Source organism: Mesorhizobium sp. M0058 (assembly GCF_040323095.1).
GTDB lineage: Bacteria > Pseudomonadota > Alphaproteobacteria > Rhizobiales > Rhizobiaceae > Mesorhizobium.
Map to the genome: position 1 here is coordinate 174909 of NZ_JAMYUQ010000005.1, position 22258 is coordinate 197166.

Genomic DNA, 22258 nt, shown 5'->3' on the forward strand with positions numbered 1-22258 from the left:
CTCACGGTGGCGGGCTTTACGTTGTGATCCAGCCGGCGGCGCGTCCAACTTCAATAAGGGCCAAGACGACGGTGGCAATCGTTACCGCCAGCGCCATTCCCCGTTCGAAGTTCGCGAGCCGCTTCACCGTCGCCAGTTCCTGGCCATCCCAATACAGTTGATTCGTGACCGGGTGCATCCCCAAGAGGGTTAGGCCTTCAAGGCTGGTCACCTTGATACCGGAGGGCCATTCAGGAGGTGGCGCCGCCGAAGCGTACCGATTTGCTCTGATTTCCGCCCAGTCGACTTCCATTGCTGCCTCCTTCCAAGCCTGATTCGAGTGTGACAGGAGTCGCGATGCTCGACAAACGCGGGACGGATATTGGCCAAAAATTGGACAGGGGAGGGGAGATTTCCGCTAAGTGCTTGAAAAATCTGGTACGCCCAAGGGGAATCGAACCCCTGTTACCGCCGTGAAAGGGCGGTGTCCTAACCGCTAGACGATGGGCGCGCTCAGACGAAGCGGCTTATAATTGCGTTGTTGCCAACCGGCAACCCATCAGCCGCCAGATGCGGAAACTTTTTTCAAGAGGGGCGAAAAGGGCCAGTTTGGTGAGCCAGCCCAGGTTTTCTGCCCTCGCGTCATTGCACATCTTTCGAGATTAGCCTGAACGCCCCGCGCAGTCGTCATCCTATGGTCTGCGCTGCGTCGCTGCGCGCCTTGCTTCGCCATAGGATGACGAAGTCGCGGGTGCCTCGGCTAATCTCGAACGTCGCTGATAGCTAATCGGGAAAAACGGCAGGCTGCTAACGGCCCCTCGGCCCGTTTGCCGAATGGGGATGCTAACCCCGCCGGCGGCAGCGCCAGTTCCAGTCGCGCTCGGGGCCGACGTCGACGTGAACGGATTCGGTATGGCAGTAGGTGCCGACGCCGCCGCGGCCGGGCATGGTTCGGATGTAGCTCGCCAGTTCCCATTTCGAGACGCCGGGAACCTGGATGTCGGCGGCGGCGCAATACATGTGCAGCGAATTCTTGGCGCCGTTGGCGCGGCGGTTGCGGGCCGGGTCGCGGTAGCCTGATGTGACCATCATCTTGCGGCCGTAATGGCCTTCGATGGTCTTCAGCACACGCACCAGCGACGGCTTCAGGCAGGCGACGTCGACGCTCTCGTTTTGCTTCAACAGGCCATTGGGCGCCAGCCGGGCGAGGCCGGCGGCGGAGGCCACCTGATAGGCGCCGCCCGAACCCTCGTCCTCGTTCAGGTCGACGTCGCTTTCGTCGTCGAGGCCGGATTTGCGCTTGATCTCGAACAGCGCCGTCTGGCGCACGCCGGGCAAGGCATCGCTGCCGGTGATGTGGTTGCTCTCGTTGCCAAGCGAGGCAAGCTGCAAGGGCTTGTCGGCGGAATTGGCTGACGCTAGCGTGATGATCGGCTTTGCCGGGGCGGCCTTCTGGGAAGCAACCGCAGGCTGTTCGCCCGAGCGCGAGTTGACCAGCGGAGCAGGTGCCGCCGAGGTTGGCGTGGTGCTGAACAGTGAGGCCAGGAAGCCCTTCTTCGGCGTGTCGATCTGCTGGGGCGCGGCGGTCACGTAGACCTCGTTGGTCGCGGGCGCCGCTGCCGTCGCTTTCGGTGCGGTCACGCCGGCATCGGCGGCGGCGATCTTCTGCGCCACGGCGTCCGTTGCGGCCGCGGTCTGTGCTGACTGCTGCAGCGACTGCGGCGTCTGGCCGACAATGGTTTCGGAGCCGGCGGGAACATTGACCGGGAAGCCGGTGCCGGGCTTGGCCACCGGCACATAGGCGACCTGCTCGGGCAGTGTCGCATCGCCCGCTGCCGTCATCATCATCTGCGGCCCGGTGGATGTGACCTGCACGGTCGAATCGCCCGGCGCCGCAGGGCTGGCGCCGGAAGCCGCGGCGATGTCAGAAGCGGTCGCGTTGTAGCCAGGCATGCCGGCGGACATTGTGGGGTCGCCAGCGGAGGTGCAGGACGCCAGAAGCACGGAGAAAAGCGCTGCCGCTATAGTGCGACCTTCTCTCCCCGCGAGACGCGATCCTACTGATTTCAAAACTAGATTCCCCCTCGGTGTCCGGTCGGCCTGCTATTGGTGCGGCGTCGAAACGTTCACATCCAATAACCTTGTGTTCCCAAACCGGAAACGAGACTTGTGTCAATTCTGCAAGCCTCTGAATTATTTGCTCGTTGGAGGCCAATTGAGGCTTCTTGAAGGTTGACGACACCATTTCGCCCCGTTTTGCCGGCCCGTCAACTCACCAGACATTACATTCCGTTACACACAGGCACCTGCAAAAGGTGCCGGCGTTACACGCGGACCTTCACATAGGTGCCGGGGGCATCACCCAGGGTTTTCATATTCTTGCCCGGTTTGCGGGCCGGAACGAGGGTGTCGTCCTGGGTTTCGATCCAGTGCTGCCAGTGCGTCCACCAGGAGCCGGGATGCTCCACCGCCGAGGCGAGCCACTGGCCAAAATCGCCCGTCGGTTTGCCGCCGGTCCAGTACTGGTATTTCTTGGCTGCCGGCGGGTTGACGACACCGGCAATGTGGCCGGAACCAGCCATCACAAACTCGACGTCGCCGCCGAAATATTGCGAGCCGAGAAACACCGAAAGGGCCGGCGCGATGTGATCTTCCTTCGACGCCAGGTTGTAGACCGGGATGGTGACGTCGGCCAGCGACACAGTGCGGCCGGCGAGTTCCATCACGCCACGAGTCAGATTGTTCTCGAGATAACAGTTGCGCAGGTAGAAGGAGTGGTTGGCGGCCGCCATGCGGGTGGAATCGGCGTTCCAGTAGAGCAGGTCGAAGGGAAGGGGATCCTTGCCGCGCATGTAATTGTTGATGACATAAGGCCAGATCAGGTCGCCCGAGCGCAGCATGTTGAAGGCGGTCGCCATCTTGGTGCCGTCGAGGTAGCCCTTTTCGTTCATCGATTTCTCGACCGCTGCCACCTGGTCCTCGTCGACGAAGACTTTCAGGTCGCCGGCATGGGTGAAGTCGACCTGCGTGGTGAAGAAGGTCGCCGATTTGATGCGGTTGTCGCCTTCCTGTGCCAGCAGTGCGAGTGCGGCCGCCAGCAGCGTGCCGCCGACGCAATAGCCGATGGCGTTGACCTCTTTCTCGCCGGTCGCCTTCTCGATCGTGTCGAGGCCGTATTGCAGGCCTTCCCGTATGTAAGCTTCCCAGCCCTTGGCGCCGTGCCGCTCGTCGGGATTGATCCAGGAGATGACGAACACGGTATGGCCTTGCTCGATCGCCCAGCGGATGAAGGACTTTTGCGGGTTGAGATCGAGGATGTAGAACTTGTTGATCCAGGGCGGGCAGATCAGCAGCGGGCGCTTGAGCACCGTCTCCGTCGTCGGATCGTACTGGATGATTTCGGCGACATCGCTGCGCCCGACCACCTTGCCGGGAGATGTCGCGACGTTCTTGCCGATCTCGAAGGGCGAATAGTCAGCTTGTCTCAGCTTCAGGTCGCCCTTGCCGGCGGCGATGTCTTCGGCCAGCATCTTCATGCCGCGCACCAGGTTTTCGCCATTCGAGGCAACGGTTTCTCGAAACAGCTCCGGATTGGTCAGGATGAAGTTCGACGGCGAGATGGCATTGGACACCTGCTTGACGTAGAAGCTGGCCTTATGGCGGGTGTGATCGTCGAGGCCTTCGGCGTGCTCGACCAGGTCGGCCGCCCAGCGCGAGGTGACGAGATAGGCCTGTTTGAGGAAATCGAAGAAAGCGTTGCGACCCCATTCGGGGTCTTGAAAACGCTTGTCGCCGCGCTCGGGCTTGACCGCATCTTCGGGCGCCTCGGCATTCGGGCTAACCTTCTGGATGGCGTTGCCCCAGACCGTCATGTAGCCGGCGAACAGTCGCGTCTGCGCTTCCAGCGCGCGTTGCGGGTCGGCCAGCCAATATTCGCTGAGCTTGGAAAAGGTTTTTACCATGTCGACCACGGGTTCGGCGACATGATCGCGCACCTCGCCCTTTTCGCGCGGCTCGGCCCAGGCGGAGGCGGCTTTGCCGGCCTGCTCGACCATGCGCGCCATGTTCAACGCGAAGCGTTCCGGGTCTTTCACCAGATATTGCTCGACGGTCGAAGATTGATCATCTTCCGCTTTGCTCGAATCAGGTGTTTTGGACATGGCTCGCGGGGTTCCTCCCGAGGCGTTTTCTTGACATATTATCATGGGACATCTGACCGGGTCCAATGCGCTGTACCCCGGCTGCCAGGAAAACAATATGACGATTAACACCGGCGAGACCATTTTTTCGGGGGCAGGCCGCTTTTGCCGCATCGCGGTTGCAATCGCCTGTCTGGCGCCAGGGCTGCTGGCGGCAAGTGGCTGCACGAGCGCCAACACCGGCAACGGGATGAATGTCGGCCTGACCCAGGGCGCGCAGGACACCGGCTCTTATCCCAATCTCAACATCCCACCGCAGGTGGCGGCAAAGCAACTCACCCCTGAGGAGACGCAGGCCAAGCTTGCCCAGTTGAAGGGCGAACAGCAGGGGCAAGTGGCCAAGGGCGGCGGCGGTGCCCCGTCCACCAGCCCGGCGGCGCTGAATTCGCTGGCGAAGAACCATGGCAAGGACACGCTGAAGCAGATCGAAGCCAAATGCGATCCCGCCCTCGACCCTACCTGCAAATAAGGCTATATCGCGCGCCGAAAGCGGTCTTTGCCAAGGGCGCCTAGCCAAACCAACTGTGCTGAAGCCAATCTTAAATCGTCTGGAACTGACATGGAAGAATTTCACAAGGTCCGCCGGCTTCCGCCCTACGTGTTCGAGCAGGTCAACCGGCTGAAGGCCAGCGCCCGTTCGCGCGGCGCCGACATTATCGACCTTGGCATGGGCAATCCCGACCTGCCGACTCCGAAGGCGATCGTCGACAAATTGTGCGAAGTGGTGCGCGATCCGCGCACGCATCGCTATTCCTCCTCGCGCGGCATCCCAGGTCTGCGCCGCGCCCAGGCCGCCTATTATCAGCGCCGTTTCGGCGTGAAGCTCAATCCCGACACGCAGGTGGTGGCGACGCTCGGTTCGAAGGAAGGCTTCGCCAATATGGCGCAGGCGATCACCGCGCCGGGCGACGTGATCCTGTGCCCCAACCCGACCTATCCGATCCATGCTTTCGGCTTCATCATGTCGGGCGGCGTCATCCGTTCGCTGCAGGTCGAGCCGGATGACGGCTTCATCCCGGCGCTCGAGCGCGGTGTCCGTCATTCGATCCCGAAGCCACTGGCATTGATCCTCAACTATCCGTCTAACCCGACGGCGCTGGTCGCCTCGCTCGATTTCTACAAGGACGTGGTCGCCTTCGCCAAGAAGAACGACATCATCATCCTGTCGGACCTTGCCTATTCGGAGATCTATTTCGACGGCAATCCGCCGCCTTCGGTGCTGCAAGTGCCGGGCGCCATCGATGTCTGCGTCGAGTTCACCTCGATGTCGAAGACCTTCTCCATGCCCGGCTGGCGCATGGGCTTTGCCGTCGGCAACGAGCGGCTGATCTCGGCGTTGACGCGGGTGAAGTCCTATCTCGATTACGGCGCCTTCACGCCGATCCAGGTGGCGGCGGCGCATGCGCTGAATGGCGACGGCGCCGACATCGCCGAAGTGCGCGAGGTCTATTTGAAGCGCCGCGACGTCATGGTCGATGCCTTCAGCCGCGCCGGCTGGACCATTCCGGCACCGGCTGCCTCGATGTTCGCCTGGGCGCCGATCCCGGAGCCGTTCAAGCATCTCGGCTCGCTTGAGTTTTCCAAGCTCCTGATCGAGCACGCCGACGTGGCGGTGGCGCCGGGCATCGGCTTTGGCGAGCATGGCGACGATCACGTCCGCATCGCGCTGGTCGAGAACGAGCACCGGATCCGGCAGGCGGCGCGCAACATCAAGCGCTTCCTGGCGTCCAGCGCCAAGCAGCCGAACAATGTGGTGCCGCTCGCCGCGCATCGCTAAAGTCGCCGCACATCTTATTCGAGCAGATTTTTTGAGGGGCGTCGCCGGGCATGGCTGAAGCGTTGCGTGTTGGAATTGCGGGTCTGGGTACGGTCGGCGCCTCGGTGGCGCGCGTGCTGCGCGACAAGGCAGCGGAGCTGACGCGCCAGTGCGGACGCGATGTCATCGTCACGACCGTTTCCGCGCGCGATCCCAAGCGCGACCGTGGCGTCGACCTCAGCGCCGCCAAATGGTTCGACGATCCGATCAAGATGGCGCAGGCCGCCGATATCGACGTCTTCGTCGAACTGATCGGCGGCGACGAAGGGGCAGCGCGCGCGTCGGTCAAGGCAGCACTTGAAGCCGGACGTCATGTCGTCACCGCCAACAAGGCGCTGTTGGCCAAGCACGGCGTGGCGCTTGCCGAAATCGCCGAGAAGAGGGGCGTGCTGCTCAACTACGAGGCGGCAGTTGCCGGCGGCATCCCGGTCATCAAGACGATGCGCGAGGCGATGGCCGGCAATTCGGTCACCCGCGTTTTCGGCATCCTCAACGGCACCTGCAACTACATCCTGACCCGCATGGAGGCCGAGGGCATCTCCTTCGACGAGTGCCTGAAGGACGCGCAACGGCTGGGCTACGCCGAAGCCGATCCGACTTTCGATATCGAGGGCCATGACACGGCGCATAAATTGTCGATCCTGACCAGCCTGGCCTTCGGCACCAGGATCGCCGCCAACGACATCTACATGGAAGGCATTTCCAATATCAGCCAGGCCGATATCCGCGCCGCGGGCGACCTTGGCTACCGGATAAAATTGCTCGGCGTCGCGCAGCGCACCGACAGCGGCATCGAGCAGCGTGTGCACCCGACCATGGTGCCGACCGCGTCGGTGATCGCACAGGTGCATGGCGTTACCAATGCGGTGGCCATCGAAACCGACATTCTGGGCGAACTGCTGCTCTCCGGCCCGGGCGCCGGCGGCAACGCCACCGCGTCCGCCGTGGTCGGCGATATCGCCGACATCGCAAAGAGCCGGCCGGGCTTCCAGCACGGTCCGGTGTTCGGCCTGCCGGCCAAGGAACTGCGCCCCTACAAGAAGGCGCAGATGCGCAGCCATGCCGGCGGCTATTTCATCCGGCTGACCGTGCACGACCGCATCGGCGTCTTCGCCGCGATCGCCAAGCGCATGGCGGACAACGACATTTCGCTGGAATCGATCGTCCAGCATGCCGTCAGCGGCGAGACGGACGCGCAAAAGACGGTGATCCTGGTCACCCACGAGACGACGGAAGCAGCGGTGCGCAAGGCTGTCGACGGCATCACCAAGGACGGCCACCTCACAGACAAGCCGCAGGTTATCCGCATCGAGCGTGCGGGCTAGGCCAAGTCATTTTTCTCCTTTAACCGATTGATGCTGCTGCTGAAAATGGTTTCGGACGCCATAATGCTCTCTCTCTTTGATTTGGAGCCGGATTGAGATTTCAGGTCGAACCCACCAGTCATCATCGGGTTCTGGCGGAGGCGTGAGCCGCGAGATCAAGGCGCGTCACCAGGAGGTGGAAAAGTTGAGACTTTCCTGTTTAGCCGTCGCATATTGCCGGAAATGACAATCTGTAGACTACGCCTCCTATGACGGGCGACAAACGCTTCTTCCTCGACGTCAGGCAGTCGGCGACCGGTGTTTCCTGGGAACACCGGTTGAGCGAGCGGCAGGACATGACTGCGCTGGCCATAGCGCAGGGCCACGGCGTGCCCGACATTGTGGCTCGCGTGCTCGCCGGGCGCGGCGTCACCGCGGACCAGGCCGAGCGCTTCCTCGATCCGACGATCCGCAATCTGTTGCCGGATCCGGCTTCGCTGACCGACATGGGCAAGGCTGCGACCCGCATCGCCGAAGCGGTCATGGCCAAGGAGAAGGTGGCAATCTTCGGCGACTACGATGTCGACGGCGCCGCCTCTTCGGCGTTGCTCAAGCGCTTCCTGACGCATTTCTCGGTGCCTTCGGAGATCTACATTCCCGACCGCATCTTCGAGGGCTACGGCCCCAATCCGGAGGCTATGCGCGAACTGGTCTCGCGCGGCGCGACGCTGATCGTCACCGTCGATTGCGGCACCAACAGCGCTGTCTCCATCGATGCCGTCAAGGCCGCAGGCGCCGATGTGGTGGTGCTCGACCACCATCAGGTCGGCGGCCCGCTGCCGGAGGCGACCGCGGTCGTCAATCCCAATCGCGAGGACGACCTTTCCGGGCAAGGCCATCTGTGCGCCGCCGGTGTCGTCTTCCTCACTCTGGTGCAGACGGCGAGGGTCCTGCGCAGCCGATTGCCCGACGCAGCGCCACCGGACCTGTTGTCGTTGCTCGACTTGGCGGCGCTGGCCACGGTTTGCGATGTGGTGCCGCTCATCGGCGTGAACCGCGCTTTCGTCGTCAAGGGACTGCAGATGGCGCGGCAGCAGAAGAATGAGGGGCTCGCCGCACTGGCGCGGGTGTCCCGCATCGGTGAGCCGATAAGCACCTTTCATCTCGCCTATCTGATTGGGCCGCGCATCAATGCCGGCGGCCGCATCGGCGATGCAGCACTTGGCAGCCGGCTGCTCGCCACCGACGATCCGGTTGAGGCCGGGACCATTGCCGAGACACTCGACCGGCTCAACCAGGAACGCCAGCAGATGGAGCTGGAGATGCTGGCAGCGGCGCGCGCCGAGGCTGACGCCGAACTTGCCGGCGGCAACGGGCCGGCCATCATCGTCACCGCCAGCACCAATTGGCATCCCGGCATTGTCGGCTTGATCGCCTCGCGGCTGAAGGACCATGCGCGGCGGCCGGCCTTCGCCATCGCCTTCAACGCCAATGGCATCGGCACCGGCTCTGGCCGTTCGGTGTCGGGCTTCGATCTCGGACGGCTGGTGCGCGCAGCCGCCGATGCCGGGCTGATCGTCAAGGGCGGCGGCCACGGCATGGCCGCCGGCATCACGGTGGAACGCGCCAAGCTCGGCGAACTCCGTGCTTTCTTCGAGGAGCGCGCGGCGGCCGAAGTGTTCCGGCTGCAGGACGAAGAAAGTCTGGCCGTCGACGGCGCGCTCGCCGCCGAGGGCGCGACGATTGCTTTGCTCGATGCATTGGAAAAGGCCGGGCCTTTCGGCGCCGGCCATGTCGCGCCGGTGTTCGCGCTGCCGCGCCATCGGCTGGCCGACGCGCGGGCTGTCGGCACCAACCACATCCGGGCTGATCTGCAGTCGGAAAGCGGCGGCCGCATCCAGGGCATCGCCTTTCGATCCGTCGATACCGCGCTGGGCGAATTCCTGTTCAAGAACAGGGGCAACACGATCCATGTAGCCGGCTCGCTGTCGGGGAATTATTGGAACGGCAACCGCACGGTGCAGTTCCGCATCACCGATGCGGCCAAAGCCTGACATTGCCGAACTGGTTTAAGCGAGAACCGTCTGCAGCCGCTTCAACTCGCTGATCTGCGCCATCGTCGCCTGGTAACCGACGCTGATCGCCTCATCCGCGCGGTGGAATTCGGTCAAGCCGATATGGCTGAGTTTCGGTTGCAGCGACATGTCGGGCGGATCGCCCGCCAGCCTTGCGCGTGAAATCCGGTCCTGGATGATGTTAAAGGCTTCGACCATGACGCCGGTGATGCCGAGACGGCTCTGGTGCGGCTGGTGGTCGGGGCTGGCCTGGCCTGGCCGGGGCGCGTCCTTCTCGATGAGCAGTTCGCCGGCGCTGTGCTTGATGACGGCGGCGCGGCCGAACAGATCGTAGTGAAGGTTGACCGCGACGACCAGCGGCTGCTCGTAGGCGCGGCAGACCGAAACCGGAACCGGGTTGACCAGCGCGCCGTCGACCAGAATGCGGCCGTTGCAATTCACCGGTTCGAACACGCCGGGCAGCGCATAGGAAGCCCGCATCGCGGTGATCAGCGAACCGCTGGACAGCCAGATCTCATGGCCGGTGCGAATTTCGGCGCCAACGGCGACGAAGGGTTTCGTGAGATCCTCGAAGCGGATGCCTGCCATGTGCTCGCGCAGCCTGACGTCCAGTTTCATGCCGCCGAACAGGCCGCTGCCGCGCAGATTGAGATCGAGCAGGCCGAAGATGCGCCGCTTGGTCAGGCTGCGGGCGAACTCCTCGAGTTCGTCCAGCTTGCCGGCGAGATAGCAGCCGCCAACCAGCGCGCCGATCGAGGTGCCGGCGATCATCGAGACTTCGATGCCGGCTTCGTCGAGCGCGCGCAGCACGCCAATGTGCGCCCAGCCGCGTGCGCAGCCGCCGCCCAGCGCGAGCGAAATGCCTGTCTTGCCCGCGGGTTGCGGGTCAGGCACCCCGCCGGACGATGAGGGGCCATTGGCCTCCCGCACGTCCGGTCTGCTACGCAATGACGCCCACTCGAGCATCATGATCTCCCTTGTCCCGCGTCCGTTCTACAGGAAGGACGTTTGAGAATAGTGAATATGAGTGGTTTGCGACTGTTGAATGGTTCACGCGGGCTTCCGATAGGTTTTTTCCGCATCGAACAGCGGCGTGCTGCCATCGTCGGCAAGCGTTGCCTTGCCGCCGATTAGCCCCACCGTCCGATAAAAACATGAACGCCGGCCGGTGTGACAAGTTGCGTCGTGGCCCAACACTTTGACGCGCAACCATATGGCGTCCTGGTCACAATCCGTGAGCATCTCGACGACGGTCTGAAAATTGCCTGATGTTTCGCCCTTCTTCCACAGCGTGCTGCGCGAGCGCGACCAGTAGTGCGCGATGCCGGTTTCGAGCGTCAGCGCCAGCGCCTCGGCATTCATATGCGCGACCATCAGCAGCATACCGTCAGCGGCGTCGGTGACGACGACGGTGACCAGCCCGGCAGCATCGAAGCGCGGGGAAAACACCGCGCCTTCTTCGAGAGCCTTCTTGTCTGATGGAGCCTTGGGAAATGTTAGTGCCGACATCGCCGGTCCTTGATCTAGCGATGCCGGCGAGAGGCTTACGCCCCGAGGCCGCGCACCATGGTGACGAAACGGACCTGTTCCTCGGGCGTGTCCTTGAACACGCCGGTGAAGGTCGAGGTCAGCGTGGTGGAGCCCTGCTTGCGGATGCCGCGCATGGCCATGCACATATGCTCGGCCTCGATCATGACGGCGACACCGCGCGGATTGAGCACGTCCTGGATGACGCCGGCGATCTGTGCGGTCATGGCCTCCTGAGTCTGCAGGCGATGGGCGAAGATATCGACCACACGGGCGATCTTGGACAGGCCGACGACCTTGCCATCCGGGAGGTAGCCGACATGCGCCTTGCCGATGATCGGCACCATGTGGTGCTCGCAATGCGAGTGGAACTGGATGTCCCTGACGATGACGAGATCGTCATAGCCGGCGACTTCCTCGAAAGTGCGGCCGAGCTCTTCGGCCGGGCACATGTCATAGCCGTTGAACATTTCGAGAAAGGCCTTGGTGACGCGCTTGGGCGTGTCGATCAGGCCCTCGCGGTCCGGATTGTCGCCGGTCCAGCGCAACAGCGTGCGCACGGCGGCCTCGACCTCGGCTTCGCTCGGCCTGTCGGTGACCGGCTTGTCCAGATAGTCGGAAGGGGGCATTATTTTCTTGATGACGGCATCCATAAAGGCGTCTCCCGTAGTTCCTCTCTCAGGAGGAACGAGTTGAACGGACCACGACCTTTCGGGTGCTGAAAACTCGCCCGGTTTCCAGCCCGCAAGCGGCGTGAACGAAATGGGCAAGGACGATGGCTTTGCGTTGCCTTGTCGATACCCGACTGCCACCATTATATATGCTCGTACGCAGCGAATGAAAGACGGTACAACGGCAATCGCTGTTCGCTTGGCGGCGACGGATTGGAAAAATATGATTGACGACGTCTACAATGCGAAAATTCTGGGATTTGCCGGAAACATCGCCCGCGTCGGCCGGCTCGATCATCCGGATGCGACGGCCAAGGCCCATTCCAAATTGTGCGGCTCGACGGTGACCATCGACCTCAAGATGGACAATGGCGTCGTCACCGATTTCGCGCATGACGTGAAGGCCTGCGCGCTCGGCCAGGCCTCGTCCTCGATCATGGCTCAACATGTCATCGGCGCCAGCGCCGACGAATTGCGGGCGGTGCGCGACACCATGCTGAAGATGCTCAAGGAAAACGGCGCGCCGCCGCAAGGCCGCTTTGCCGATCTGAGATATCTGGAGCCGGTGCGCGACTACAAGGCGCGCCATGCCTCGACCATGCTGACCTTCGATGCGGTCGTCGATGCCATCGGTCAAATCGAGAAGAAACGCGCAGAAGAAGCAGCGTGACATAGCGCGGGCTTCGCGCAGGACATGACGGAGGAAGTGTTTGCATTGGTTGATGGTGGCTTCGGGCCTTGTGGTTTCGCTGGTCACGAGTGGCTATGCTGCCGGCGCAGAAAACGCCTCGCAGCAGAAGGCTGCCGCCTACCTCGCTGACAAGCTGGCTGGCTGCTGGATTATCCCCGTCGGCGACGAACTTGTGGCCACACGCGTCAAAATCAGCTTTAACCGGGATGGTTCGCTGGCGGCGCCGCCGAAGGTACTCAATCTTGCAACAGAACCACAGGGCAAGAAGTTCGATGACAGCGCAGTTCGGGCGATTACCCGTTGTGCGCCCTTCATTGGCCTTGCGATTTATGCCGATAGCTACCAGGCTTGGCGCGAGACGACGGTCAATTTCGACGGCCGAGTGATGTCATCCGGCGCGCAGCAGAAATAGAACCGAGGGCTTAAGAAGCACGACGGCTTAGGTCTGCTGTTCCTGCGCCCGTCTGCTTTCGGCAAATTCGCTTCTCACCCAGTCGGCAAAGGCCTTAGCCGGCTCCGGCAGGTCCTTCAAACTCCTGGCCACCAGCCAGTAGGCGCCGGATGCGACGTCGATGTCGAACGGCTTGATCAGCGCGCCGGACGCAATCTCCTCGCCGATCTGCAAGAGGTCGCCCAGCGCCACGCCGTGGCCGAGCAGGGCGGCCTGCTTCGACAGCGACACATCCGCCAGCATAGGGCCGCGCGCCGGAATGGCGTCGGCGGCGACGCCAGCCGCTTCGAACCAGCGCGCCCAGCCCTGACGATTTTCCTCGTGCAACAGCGTGTAGCGGGCAAGGTCGAGCGGCTTTTCGAGGGCAGGGCCCGATCCCAGCAAGGCCGGCGACAGGACCGGTGAATCGACGGTCGAGGCTAGCCATTCGGCCTCGCTGCGCGGCCATGAGGTGGCGCGCGCGCTGAAGCGCAAGGCGAGTTCGGGCTGATCGCTGCGGAACTCGATCGGCCTTGGGTCAACTTCGAGGGAAACGTCGATATCGGGCCGCAACTGGCTGAAGCGGTTGAGCCGCGGCAACAGCCATACCGAGGCCAGCGACGGCTCGACACTGACGCGGACCACCGACTGCGCCGGAACAGCCACCAGGTCCGAAAGCAGCCTGTCGATGTCATCGAAACTCCTGACCAGCTGATCGAGCAGGCGCTGGCCGGCCTCGGTCAACTCGACGCGGCGGTGATGACGGTGGAACAAGGGCTGGTGCAGGAACTGCTCGAGTTCGCGGATCTGCCGACTGATGGCGGCCTGCGAGACGAACAGCTCCTCGGCGGCCCGGCTAAAGCTCAATTGCCGGCCGGCTGCCTCGAAACTTCGCAACGCCGTCAGGGGCAACCGTCCGCGCTTCATTTCGCATAACCCGAAGTTATCCGAACCGGAAATTATACTCGTTTGAAGGCGAAGGCCAGCGGGCGTCTAATCCGCTCTTAGAGGAGACACGGACATGATCCAGTTTCTGGAAATCTTTGGCGATGTGATGCGGATCGCGACGTTTCAATGGCGTGGCGACAGGCAGCATCATGTGCAGCGCACCGAGCAAAGGCCGGCCACCCGCTGGGCGGCTCCAGCGGAGCGGCATCCCTTTCGCCGCTCGCGACCCTGAAGCCGACAAAGAGGCGAGTGAGTGAAGAGGATTGCGTTTGCCGGCCGAAGCTCACATCTATCGGTTTGGAAACGCAAGCTGACCCGGAAGCCGGTTTCGGGTCGCGTTCGGAAAGAGACTGCGGTGGGCGACCAGCATCGGCATGTGCATGCCGCCGGACGGACCCGGCGCGGGCGCAACTGGCCCGGTCCCTGGCGCAAAACACCCGGCCGCATTTTCGGCACGTCGCTGGTGCGCCTCTATCAACTGACGCTGTCCGGATTTGTCGGCAATTCCTGCCGGCATCTGCCGACCTGTTCCGAATACGCGCATGAGGCGATCGCCCGCCATGGTCTGTGGGCCGGCGGCTTCATGGGGCTGTTCCGCGTGCTGCGCTGCGGCCCTTTCGGTTCGCATGGCATCGATCGCGTGCCGGAGGTACTCGATCAGCGCTATGTCTGGTTCATGCCATGGCGTTATTGGCAGATCGGCAGGAAGCGCGGCGAGGCCTGACGGCGGGCGCGCTGGTCCCTGATCCAGATCGCCAGCGCGGCATTTCTTTACAATCCGGTAAGGTTAACAACGGGCTGCACAAAGACTGCGCATTTGAGTCAAAATCGAGCCAAGACACTTCGCTAAGCGCCTCCTGTCATTCCCAGGAGAGCCCACATGCGTCGGATCGAAACCCATCCCTTCATCATTGCCGCGGTCCTCTTCCTGCTGGCCTGGTTTCTGGGATTTCCGATGCGGGCGCAATCGGCGCCGCTTGGCGATTTCGCCTGCACGCTTATCCAGGACGCGGCGAGCGGCGAGACGCTCTATCAAAGCGGCGTCTGCGACCAACGCGTCAGCCCGGCGTCGACCTTCAAGGTGCCGCTGGCGCTGATCGGCTACGACAGCGGTGTCCTCAGCGACGCGCATACACCGAGCTGGGATTACAAGCCTGAGTTCAACGCCGTGAAGCGCGACCACAAGGCCGTCGACCCGACGATCTGGGAGCGCGACTCGATCGTATGGTATTCGCGCGAGATCGTGCGCCGGCTCGGCGCAAAAAGCTTTGCCCTCTACGTCTCGAAATTCGGCTACGGCAACATGGATGTCTCGGGCGATGCCGACAAGGACAACGGGCTCACGCAATCCTGGATAAATTCCTCGCTTGAGATATCGCCGGTCGAACAGACAGCCTTCCTGCGCCAGCTGCTCGCCGGCAAGATGCCGGTTTCTGCCAAGGCGCATGAGATGACCCGAGCCATCCTGCCGACTTTCCAGGCCGGCGGCTGGACGGTGCGGGGCAAAACCGGCAGCACCAGGCTGGGAAACAGCAAGGACAAGCGCGCGCTGGGCTGGTTCGTCGGCTGGGCCGAAAAGGGCGGCCGCCGGATCGTCTTCGCCCGGCTGGTCGTCGACACCAAGCCGATCGACATGCCGAAAGGCCCGGCGACACGCGCGGCGTTACTGAGGGAGTTGCCGCAACTGGTGAAGTGAACTTGCTTTAGCTTCAAGTGCTCCGGCGGGCACGAAGGATGTGGCCGCCGGAATTCCTTGTCTCCGCCTTTGGCGTCCTGGAGAAGCGGGCGGCGATGTCGCTGCTTTCCAGATCTTCGATCTCATCGAAGCCGAGCTCGCGCAGCGATTGCGCCAGTGCCGCGGGCACGAAGAAGCTGATCCAGGGCTCTCCGGCAGCGGCGACGCGCGCCGCATGGAAAGAGAGGGCAGCCTGTCCAGCCGCATCGCGGTTCTCGGCCGGCTCGCTGTAGTCGAAGACGACCTCCGAACCGGGCATGCCGGCAATCCAGGACAGGGTGCTGAAGATTGCGTCCTGGCTCAGATACGGAACGACACCCAGCCAGATGAAGAAACTGGGCTCGGTCTGCCGCAAACCGGCCGATGCCAGTTCATCCGCGGGGCGCTGGCGCTCGAAGTTGACCGGCACGAACATGGTGGCCCGCGGTTCGGCAAGACCAGCATCGGCAATGCATTTCCGTTTCCAGGCCTGTGTCGCCGGGTGATCGACTTCGAACACCGCGACATCAGGGTACGGATTGCGCAGCGAGAAAGTGTCGAGGCCGGCGCCGAGCACCACCACTTGCTGGACGCCCCGGCGCACCGCCGCAGCCAGCCAGTCCTCGGCGAGGCGAGCGCGCGCTGCCACGAACAGGCGCATGCGCCGGCTGCGCTCATCTTCCTGCTCGAGCTCCTGCACCGTCGGTGCGGCATCGCCCAGTATCGCACTCGCATATGGGTCGCGAAACAGCGCCGCCTGCTGCGAGAACTGGTGGAGGGCCCGCACGCGCGCGACGCCCAAGGCGGTTCGGCTGGGTTTTGCGTCTTCCATGCCGGGGATTCCAACCTCGTGTCGGGGAAATTCGCAAGCCTGTGCGACTGGCCTGCGACATCTGTCGCGCCATTTCCTGACAGCTGCGCCAACGACGGCTCTTTACCTGATGCCGCGTGGCCTCTAAAACCCGCCCGCTGCCGGATGCCTCCGGCTTCACACCACGACCACCCGCGCTCGTTTGCGGGACTGGATAGGAGATACCCGATGCTGAATTCCGTTTCCCTGACATTTCCCGATGGCTCCGTCCGCGACTATGACGCGGCGATGACCGGTGCGGGCCTCGCCGAATCGATCTCGAAGTCGCTGGCCAAGAAGGCTGTCGCCTATGCCATCGACGGCACCGTTCGCGATCTTTCCGACCCGCTTGGCAAGTCCGGCAAGGTCGAGATCATCACCCGCAGCGATCCGCGCGCGCTGGAGCTCATCCGTCATGATGCAGCACACGTGCTGGCGGAGGCCGTGCAGGAACTGTGGCCGGGAACGCAAGTGACCATCGGGCCGGTGATCGAGAACGGATTCTATTACGACTTCGCCCGCAACGAGCCGTTCACGCCTGACGATTTCCCGGTGATCGAAAAGAAGATGCGCGAGATCATTGCGCGTAACAAGCCGTTCACCAAGGAAGTCTGGTCGCGCGACAAGGCGAAAAAGGTCTTTGCCGAGAAGGGCGAGCGCTACAAGCTCGAGCTGATCGACGCCATTCCCGAAGACCAGGATCTCAGGATCTATTCCCAGGGCGACTGGTTCGATCTCTGCCGCGGCCCACACATGGCCTCGACCGGCCAGATCGGCAACGCGTTCAAGCTGATGAAGGTGGCCGGCGCCTATTGGCGAGGCGATTCGAACAACCCGATGCTGACCCGCATCTACGGCACGGCCTGGGCCGAGCAAGCTGAACTCGATGCCTACCAGACGATGCTGGAAGAGGCAGAGAAGCGCGACCACCGCAAACTCGGCCGCGAGATGGACCTGTTCCATTTCCAGGAAGAGGGGCCGGGCGTCGTCTTCTGGCACGCCAAGGGCTGGAAGATGTTCCAGAATCTGGTCAACTACATGCGCCGCCGCCTCGACGAGCAGGGCTACCAGGAGGTCAACGCACCGCAGGTTCTCGACAAGAGCCTGTGGGAGACGTCTGGCCACTGGGGCTGGTATCGCGATGCCATGTTCAAGGTGACGGTGGCCGGCGACGACACCGACGACGACCGCGTGTTCGCGCTGAAGCCGATGAATTGTCCGGGCCACGTGCAGATATTCAAGCATGGGTTGAAATCCTATCGCGATCTGCCCGTAAAGCTTGCGGAATTCGGCAATGTGCATCGTTACGAACCGTCCGGCGCCTTGCACGGGCTGATGCGCGTGCGCGGCTTCACGCAGGACGATGCGCACATCTTCTGCACCGAGGAGCAGCTGGCCGCGGAGTGCCTGCGCATCAACGATCTGATCCTGTCGACCTACGCCGATTTCGGCTTCGACGATGTCAGCGTGAAGCTGTCGACGCGGCCGGATAAGCGCGTCGGCACCGACGAGGCCTGGGATCATGCCGAGGCGATCATGGGCAACGTGCTGGATACAATCAGGACGCGCTCGGGAAACCGCATCAAGACCTCGATCAATCCGGGCGAGGGCGCTTTCTACGGGCCGAAATTCGAATATGTGCTGAAGGACGCCATCGGCCGCGAATGGCAGTGCGGCACCACGCAGGTCGACTTCAATCTGCCGGAACGCTTTGGCGCCTTCTACATCGGTTCGGATTCGGAAAAGAAGCAGCCGGTGATGGTGCATCGCGCCATCTGCGGTTCGATGGAGCGCTTTCTCGGCATCCTGATCGAGCATTATTCCGGCCATTTCCCGCTGTGGTTCGCGCCGCTGCAGGTGGTTGTGGCGACGATCACCTCGGATGCTGACGACTATGCGCGAAAGGTTGTCGCACAGTTGAAGGCGGCAGGACTTTTGGCCGAACCGGATCTGCGCAACGAGAAGATCAACTACAAGGTGCGTGAGCATTCGCTGGCCAAGGTTCCTGTGATCCTCGTCTGCGGCAAGCGCGAGGCGGAGGAGGAGACGGTCAACATCCGCCGGCTTGGCTCGCGCGATCAGGAATCGCTCAAGCTGGCCGACGCGCTGAAGCTGCTTTCCGACGAGGCTGTTTCGCCCGACCGAAGGCGCAGCGCGGCCTGAGCAATCAATATTTCGGAGAAATGGCGGTGGAGCGATCCACCGCCATTTTCACATGCCTGTCACGCCAACCTTGTAACGAGCCCCCATGCTCAAGCTGAAGATACGGGAAAGACCGTTTCCCGAACTCTCCTACGCCAATGCGAGCCAGCCGGCGCTGACGCGCTGGTTCATCCATTCCATTGAAGGTCTGTCGGGGCGCGACCGGTATGCCGCGCTCTATGATTTCTGGCGCCGCCAGGTGGCGCCGACCGGCGAGCGGGTGTTCAGCCGCATGCTGCAGCTGATCGACGTCAAGGTGCGCAGCACCGATCAGTGGCCGCCGGCGGGGCTGCCCGACACGCCGCTGGTGATCGTCGCCAACCACCCGTTCGGCATTGGCGACGGCATTGCCGTGCTGTCGCTCGTCGAGCAGCTCGGGCGTCCGTTCCGCGTCATGATCCACAAGGATCTGCTGAAGATCCGCGAGATGGAACCGTACTCGCTGCCGATCGACTTTTCCGAGACCAAGGACGCGGTGAAGAACAACATGGCGGCGCGCCACGAGGCAGTGCGGCTGTTGAAAGAGGGCGTCACCATCGTCGTATTTCCGGCCGGCGGCGTCGCCACCGCGCCGAAAGGCTTTGGCCGGGCGCGCGACCTGCCGTGGAAGATGTTTCCGGCGCGCCTCGTGCAGGACGCCAAGGCGTCGGTGGTGCCGATGCATTTTTCAGGTCAGAACGGCCGGCTGTTCCATCTGGTCAGCGGTCCGATGAACATGGCCGAGCGCGAAGGAAGGCTGGCGAAATTCGTCGGCAAGGCGTCGATGACGTTGCGCCTTTCAATGCTCATCCGCGAATTTGCGCGGCTGTCCGGCAAGGCGATCGACGTGCGCGTCGGCGATGTGCTGAGCTGGGATGAGTTGGAGCCATTGCGCGACCGCAAGACGCTGCTCGACCGTCTTCATCGCGGTGTCTTCGACCTAGCGCCCGACGCGCCGCGCAGCCGCGTCCACTTCCTGCCGCGCCGTATGCGCAAGGCAGCCTGAGAGACGCTAACTAGGGCGTGTACTCATAAACGACGTTCAGTCGGTCAACTTTCGACAACCTCGGCCTTTTTGCTCAATAGCTCCTAGGGCAGTGGGAGCGGTTTGTCGCTGAGTGTACGCAAGTAGGCGATCAGGTTGACCCGTTCGGTCTCGTCCGGGACGCCAGGCACCTCCATGTAAACACCCGGCGTGGTGAGCATGGGCTCAAGCAGATATGTGTTCAGGTCCTCGTACGTCCATACACCCTCTAAGGCCAGCAAGGTGTCGGAGTAACGCATATTTGCCATGGATGCCTTGTCGCGGCCGACGACGCCCCATAAGTTCGGTCCCGTTTTGATCCCTCCCTGTGGCTCGGCATTGTGGCAACCGTGGCACACGTGTGTGAAGTAGGTTCGGCCTTTCTCGACATCGGCAGCAGCCAACTTCATCGAGATCGGAGCTGGCGTTGGCAACACGACGCCGTGCGACATGAGATAGTCAGCAACTTCGCGTTGCCCCTTGAATTTTGCCAGATGGAGCGGTGTCTTGCCGTCCTTTGTCTTCGCATTCACGTCCGCGCCGGCCTCAACCAGTGCTTTCACGCAATCGAGGCAACCGAGATTGACTGCGATGTGGATAGCGTTTTCGCGGCTGCGCTTCGAATTTGGATTTGCGCCCCCGTCCAGCAACAGATTGATCAAATCGGTCCTGCGTTTTGCCAAAGCCAGAATAAGGGCAGGACCCAAACGCGGGTCCGGGACGGCGTTGACGTCGGCACCGCGTTCAATGAGCAGTTTTGCCGCTGCAAAATGACCGCCTTTGACCGCAAGATAGAGTGGTGTCGTGCGCCCGTCGCTCTCATCGACGCCGGCACCAGCGTCGAGCGCTGCCGTGATCGCCGCGACATCGCCCTTCATGGCGGAGTCGTGAATGCCGGCGGCATGCGATACAATCGGTGCGAGCAGTAGTGGAATGAAAAGCAAGGACATGCGCATTTGGCATCTCCCAAGGCAAACTGCGGTACGGGTCATGCTTTCAAGGCCGCAAAAACATACCACGAATGCCGGATCGTGGCCACTCCAACCGGTGCCTAGAAACGAATCGCAAGGTCGATCCGTCCGGCTGTGGCTTCGGGCTTATGAGTCCACAACCTAGTCGGCGCCTTCCTCGGGATCGATGGCCGACGCCTCGGTGGCCAGGACCTCGATCTCCTGGTTCTGTCCGGCAACGACGGTGAAATCCTTCTGGTAGATGCGGTCGCGGTTCTTGGCGATGATTGTGTATTGGCCTTCGGCCAACACCATCGAGGCGAAGGCGCCGACGGCCTCCTTGATCGGATCGCCGGATTCGTTGAGCAGCGACCAGGATGTATCGGCGATGGCCTCGCCGCCGGTCTCGCGCACCAGCTTCATGGTCTCCTCCGCCGCGCGATGCTCGACGGTGGCTTCGGTCAGCTTGCCGGCTTCGACACGGATGTCGGAGCGAATAACGGCATTGACCGCGCCATAGGTGGAGACGACATGATAAACGCCGGCGTTGAGCCGCACGACGCTGTTCGGCTCGACATCGGGAATGATCAAAGCGCGGTCGCCATTGGCATCGGCGGTGCCCTCATAAATGGAGAAGCGCAGTTTTTTCGGCGGAATACGCACGCCGCCCGACAGCACCGCGTCGAGCTTGAGGCCGCCGGCATCGAGCACCAGGCTTTCGCGCCTGGCGTCCTTGCCGACGGTGATGCGCTTGGTGGCGCCGGCGCGTCCGTATGAGGCGTGGACCAGATAGCTGCCGGGTTCGAGCTGGAACACGGCGCTGCCGCCATGCGCGGAAGCCACCATCGGCAGCTTGCCGTCGCCGGCGGCCTCGGGCTTGAAGACGCGCCAGACGATGCCGCGCGTGATGTCGGCGCCCTTGTCGGTCAACTGCGCCGACAGCGTTATGGCACCGCCGCCACCGAGTGCCAGCGGCGTCTCGCCCTTGGGCGGTGCATAGCTCGAAATATCGGGGAGTTTCAGATTGCCGATGCCGTCGGCATTCTGCGCCATGGCCATCGAGGCCGGCGCAAACAGCGCTACGGCGAGCCAAATCAGGAAAAGGCGCGATGTCCCCTCAAACATGCCTTGCGTTGAAGCCCAAGGCGGTGGCAATTTCAAGGCTTAAGAGTCCGACCGCCTTGGCAACAGGTTCTTTCGTCCGGCGCGCCCGCGCCAATGCCCGAGCCGCCCCGATCCGCAATGGCGCGCTTCAGCTCAAAATCGAGTGCTTTAGGAGACCTGGCCCCCATGGCGTCGCCGATCATCGACTTCCTGCTGACCCGAAACTCCGCACCGATTCCTGAATTGAAGGAACCGGCGCCCAGCGATGGCGATATCGCGACCATGATCGCGGCTGCAAGCCGGGTGCCCGATCACGGCCGGCTGGAGCCGTGGCGCTTCATCCTTTATCGCGGCGAGGCGCGCGTCGAGATCGGCAGGAAGCTGGCGGCGCTCGCCGAACAGCGCGAAGGACCGCTGCCGGAAAACCGCCGCAACCAGGAACTGGCTCGGTTTTCGCGTGCGCCGCTGGTGATCGGCGTGGTCTCGAGCCCGAAGGACAATCCAAAAATCCCGCAATGGGAAATGTTCCTGTCCGGCGGCATGGCGGCGATGAACCTGATGATCGCAGCCAATGCGCTGGGCTACGGCACCAACATGATCAGCAACTGGTATTCCGACGTGGCGGAGGGCAGGGCGCTGCTGGGACTGGCGCCACAGGAACGTGTTGTCGGCTTCGTCCATATCGGCTGCTATCAGGGACCGGCGCCGGAACGGCCGCGGCCCGATCCGGCAAAGCTCTATGCCGATTATGCGGGGCCGTGGAACGGCTGACACCCGAAAGCGATTCCCCTTTAT

The 22258-nt window shown here is 62.8% G+C and carries 22 protein-coding genes and 1 tRNA gene; 12 read left to right on the plus strand and 11 right to left on the minus strand.

Annotation, left to right across the window (positions count from 1 at the left end; all coding sequences use genetic code 11):
* Nucleotides 1-16: 16 nt before the first annotated feature.
* From NKJ75_RS10280 to phaC, 4 genes are all read right to left on the minus strand, one after another.
* Nucleotides 17-292, minus strand: coding sequence for a hypothetical protein (locus tag NKJ75_RS10280; protein WP_023833746.1), 276 nt, complete (start codon nt 290-292; stop codon nt 17-19).
* 123 nt (nt 293-415) lie between these two features.
* Nucleotides 416-490, minus strand: a tRNA-Glu gene (locus NKJ75_RS10285).
* Between the two features lie 332 nt (nt 491-822).
* Nucleotides 823-1944, minus strand: coding sequence for a D-Ala-D-Ala carboxypeptidase family metallohydrolase (locus NKJ75_RS10290; protein WP_245265759.1), 1122 nt, complete (start codon nt 1942-1944; stop codon nt 823-825).
* A gap of 359 nt (nt 1945-2303) precedes the next feature.
* Nucleotides 2304-4139 carry a class I poly(R)-hydroxyalkanoic acid synthase gene (gene phaC, locus NKJ75_RS10295; protein WP_023744796.1) on the minus strand — a complete coding sequence of 612 codons (1836 nt, stop codon included), beginning with the start codon at nt 4137-4139 and terminating at the stop codon, nt 2304-2306.
* A 97-nt stretch (nt 4140-4236) separates the two neighbouring features.
* Between phaC and NKJ75_RS10300 the strand changes: the two genes are divergently transcribed.
* The 4 genes from NKJ75_RS10300 to recJ all read left to right on the plus strand — a co-directional run bounded on the left by NKJ75_RS10300 (nt 4237) and on the right by recJ (nt 9352).
* Entirely contained in the window at nt 4237-4647 is a 411-nt protein-coding gene (locus NKJ75_RS10300) for a hypothetical protein (RefSeq protein WP_023667627.1), read from the plus strand.
* A 90-nt stretch (nt 4648-4737) separates the two neighbouring features.
* Nucleotides 4738-5955: an LL-diaminopimelate aminotransferase gene (locus NKJ75_RS10305; protein WP_023681615.1), complete on the plus strand. Its 1218-nt coding sequence runs from the start codon at nt 4738-4740 to the stop codon at nt 5953-5955.
* Nucleotides 5956-6005: 50 nt separating this feature from the next.
* A complete protein-coding gene (locus tag NKJ75_RS10310; RefSeq protein WP_023695460.1) occupies nt 6006-7319 on the plus strand; it encodes a homoserine dehydrogenase in 1314 nt (437 codons plus the stop codon).
* 248 nt (nt 7320-7567) lie between these two features.
* The gene (recJ, locus tag NKJ75_RS10315) at nt 7568-9352 is read left to right on the plus strand and encodes a single-stranded-DNA-specific exonuclease RecJ (RefSeq protein ID WP_023695459.1); all 1785 of its coding nucleotides are present in this window, start codon (nt 7568-7570) and stop codon (nt 9350-9352) included.
* 15 nt (nt 9353-9367) lie between these two features.
* Here the strand turns inward: recJ and NKJ75_RS10320 are convergent, their stop codons facing one another.
* The 3 genes from NKJ75_RS10320 to folE form a co-directional block, all read right to left on the minus strand.
* The gene (locus tag NKJ75_RS10320) at nt 9368-10339 is read right to left on the minus strand and encodes a patatin family protein (RefSeq protein ID WP_023667624.1); all 972 of its coding nucleotides are present in this window, start codon (nt 10337-10339) and stop codon (nt 9368-9370) included.
* A gap of 84 nt (nt 10340-10423) precedes the next feature.
* Nucleotides 10424-10882 (minus strand): phosphoribosyl-AMP cyclohydrolase, encoded by a 459-nt coding sequence (gene hisI, locus NKJ75_RS10325; protein WP_023695458.1) that lies wholly within the window; start codon nt 10880-10882, stop codon nt 10424-10426.
* 35 nt (nt 10883-10917) lie between these two features.
* Nucleotides 10918-11553 carry a GTP cyclohydrolase I FolE gene (gene folE, locus NKJ75_RS10330; protein WP_023667622.1) on the minus strand — a complete coding sequence of 212 codons (636 nt, stop codon included), beginning with the start codon at nt 11551-11553 and terminating at the stop codon, nt 10918-10920.
* 241 nt (nt 11554-11794) lie between these two features.
* Between folE and NKJ75_RS10335 the strand changes: the two genes are divergently transcribed.
* Together NKJ75_RS10335 and tolA are read left to right on the plus strand one after the other, a co-directional pair.
* On the plus strand, nt 11795-12241 hold the full coding sequence (locus NKJ75_RS10335; RefSeq protein ID WP_023691130.1) for an iron-sulfur cluster assembly scaffold protein: 447 nt from the start codon (nt 11795-11797) through the stop codon (nt 12239-12241).
* Nucleotides 12242-12281: 40 nt separating this feature from the next.
* Nucleotides 12282-12674, plus strand: a complete 393-nt coding sequence (gene tolA / locus NKJ75_RS10340) for a cell envelope integrity protein TolA (RefSeq protein WP_155923149.1) — start codon at nt 12282-12284, stop codon at nt 12672-12674.
* Nucleotides 12675-12701: 27 nt separating this feature from the next.
* On the opposite strand, the gene NKJ75_RS10345 is transcribed toward tolA, so the two are convergent.
* The gene (locus NKJ75_RS10345; protein ID WP_023667619.1) at nt 12702-13619 is read right to left on the minus strand and encodes a LysR substrate-binding domain-containing protein; all 918 of its coding nucleotides are present in this window, start codon (nt 13617-13619) and stop codon (nt 12702-12704) included.
* A 94-nt stretch (nt 13620-13713) separates the two neighbouring features.
* Here NKJ75_RS10345 and NKJ75_RS10350 point away from each other — a divergent pair, with 94 nt between their 5' ends.
* From NKJ75_RS10350 to blaOXA, 3 genes are all read left to right on the plus strand, one after another.
* Nucleotides 13714-13872: a hypothetical protein gene (locus tag NKJ75_RS10350; RefSeq protein WP_023667618.1), complete on the plus strand. Its 159-nt coding sequence runs from the start codon at nt 13714-13716 to the stop codon at nt 13870-13872.
* 123 nt (nt 13873-13995) lie between these two features.
* Complete coding sequence (gene yidD / locus NKJ75_RS10355; RefSeq protein ID WP_023667617.1) at nt 13996-14364, plus strand: membrane protein insertion efficiency factor YidD; 369 nt, start codon at nt 13996-13998, stop codon at nt 14362-14364.
* Nucleotides 14365-14520: 156 nt separating this feature from the next.
* The gene (gene blaOXA / locus NKJ75_RS10360; RefSeq protein WP_023695454.1) at nt 14521-15336 is read left to right on the plus strand and encodes a class D beta-lactamase; all 816 of its coding nucleotides are present in this window, start codon (nt 14521-14523) and stop codon (nt 15334-15336) included.
* Between the two features lie 13 nt (nt 15337-15349).
* On the opposite strand, the gene NKJ75_RS10365 is transcribed toward blaOXA, so the two are convergent.
* Nucleotides 15350-16186: an SAM-dependent methyltransferase gene (locus tag NKJ75_RS10365; RefSeq protein WP_352499624.1), complete on the minus strand. Its 837-nt coding sequence runs from the start codon at nt 16184-16186 to the stop codon at nt 15350-15352.
* 207 nt (nt 16187-16393) lie between these two features.
* Between NKJ75_RS10365 and thrS the strand changes: the two genes are divergently transcribed.
* Together thrS and NKJ75_RS10375 are read left to right on the plus strand one after the other, a co-directional pair.
* Nucleotides 16394-18367: a threonine--tRNA ligase gene (gene thrS / locus NKJ75_RS10370; protein ID WP_352499625.1), complete on the plus strand. Its 1974-nt coding sequence runs from the start codon at nt 16394-16396 to the stop codon at nt 18365-18367.
* An 85-nt stretch (nt 18368-18452) separates the two neighbouring features.
* A complete protein-coding gene (locus tag NKJ75_RS10375; protein WP_352499626.1) occupies nt 18453-19391 on the plus strand; it encodes a lysophospholipid acyltransferase family protein in 939 nt (312 codons plus the stop codon).
* Between the two features lie 83 nt (nt 19392-19474).
* Here NKJ75_RS10375 and NKJ75_RS10380 read toward each other — a convergent pair whose 3' ends face one another.
* Nucleotides 19475-20365 (minus strand): ankyrin repeat domain-containing protein, encoded by an 891-nt coding sequence (locus NKJ75_RS10380; protein ID WP_352499627.1) that lies wholly within the window; start codon nt 20363-20365, stop codon nt 19475-19477.
* 156 nt (nt 20366-20521) lie between these two features.
* Nucleotides 20522-21484 carry an RgsD C-terminal domain-containing protein gene (locus NKJ75_RS10385; protein ID WP_352499628.1) on the minus strand — a complete coding sequence of 321 codons (963 nt, stop codon included), beginning with the start codon at nt 21482-21484 and terminating at the stop codon, nt 20522-20524.
* A gap of 165 nt (nt 21485-21649) precedes the next feature.
* On the opposite strand from NKJ75_RS10385, the gene NKJ75_RS10390 reads away from it, so the two are divergent.
* Complete coding sequence (locus NKJ75_RS10390) at nt 21650-22234, plus strand: nitroreductase family protein (protein ID WP_352499629.1); 585 nt, start codon at nt 21650-21652, stop codon at nt 22232-22234.
* Nucleotides 22235-22258 lie beyond the last annotated feature (24 nt).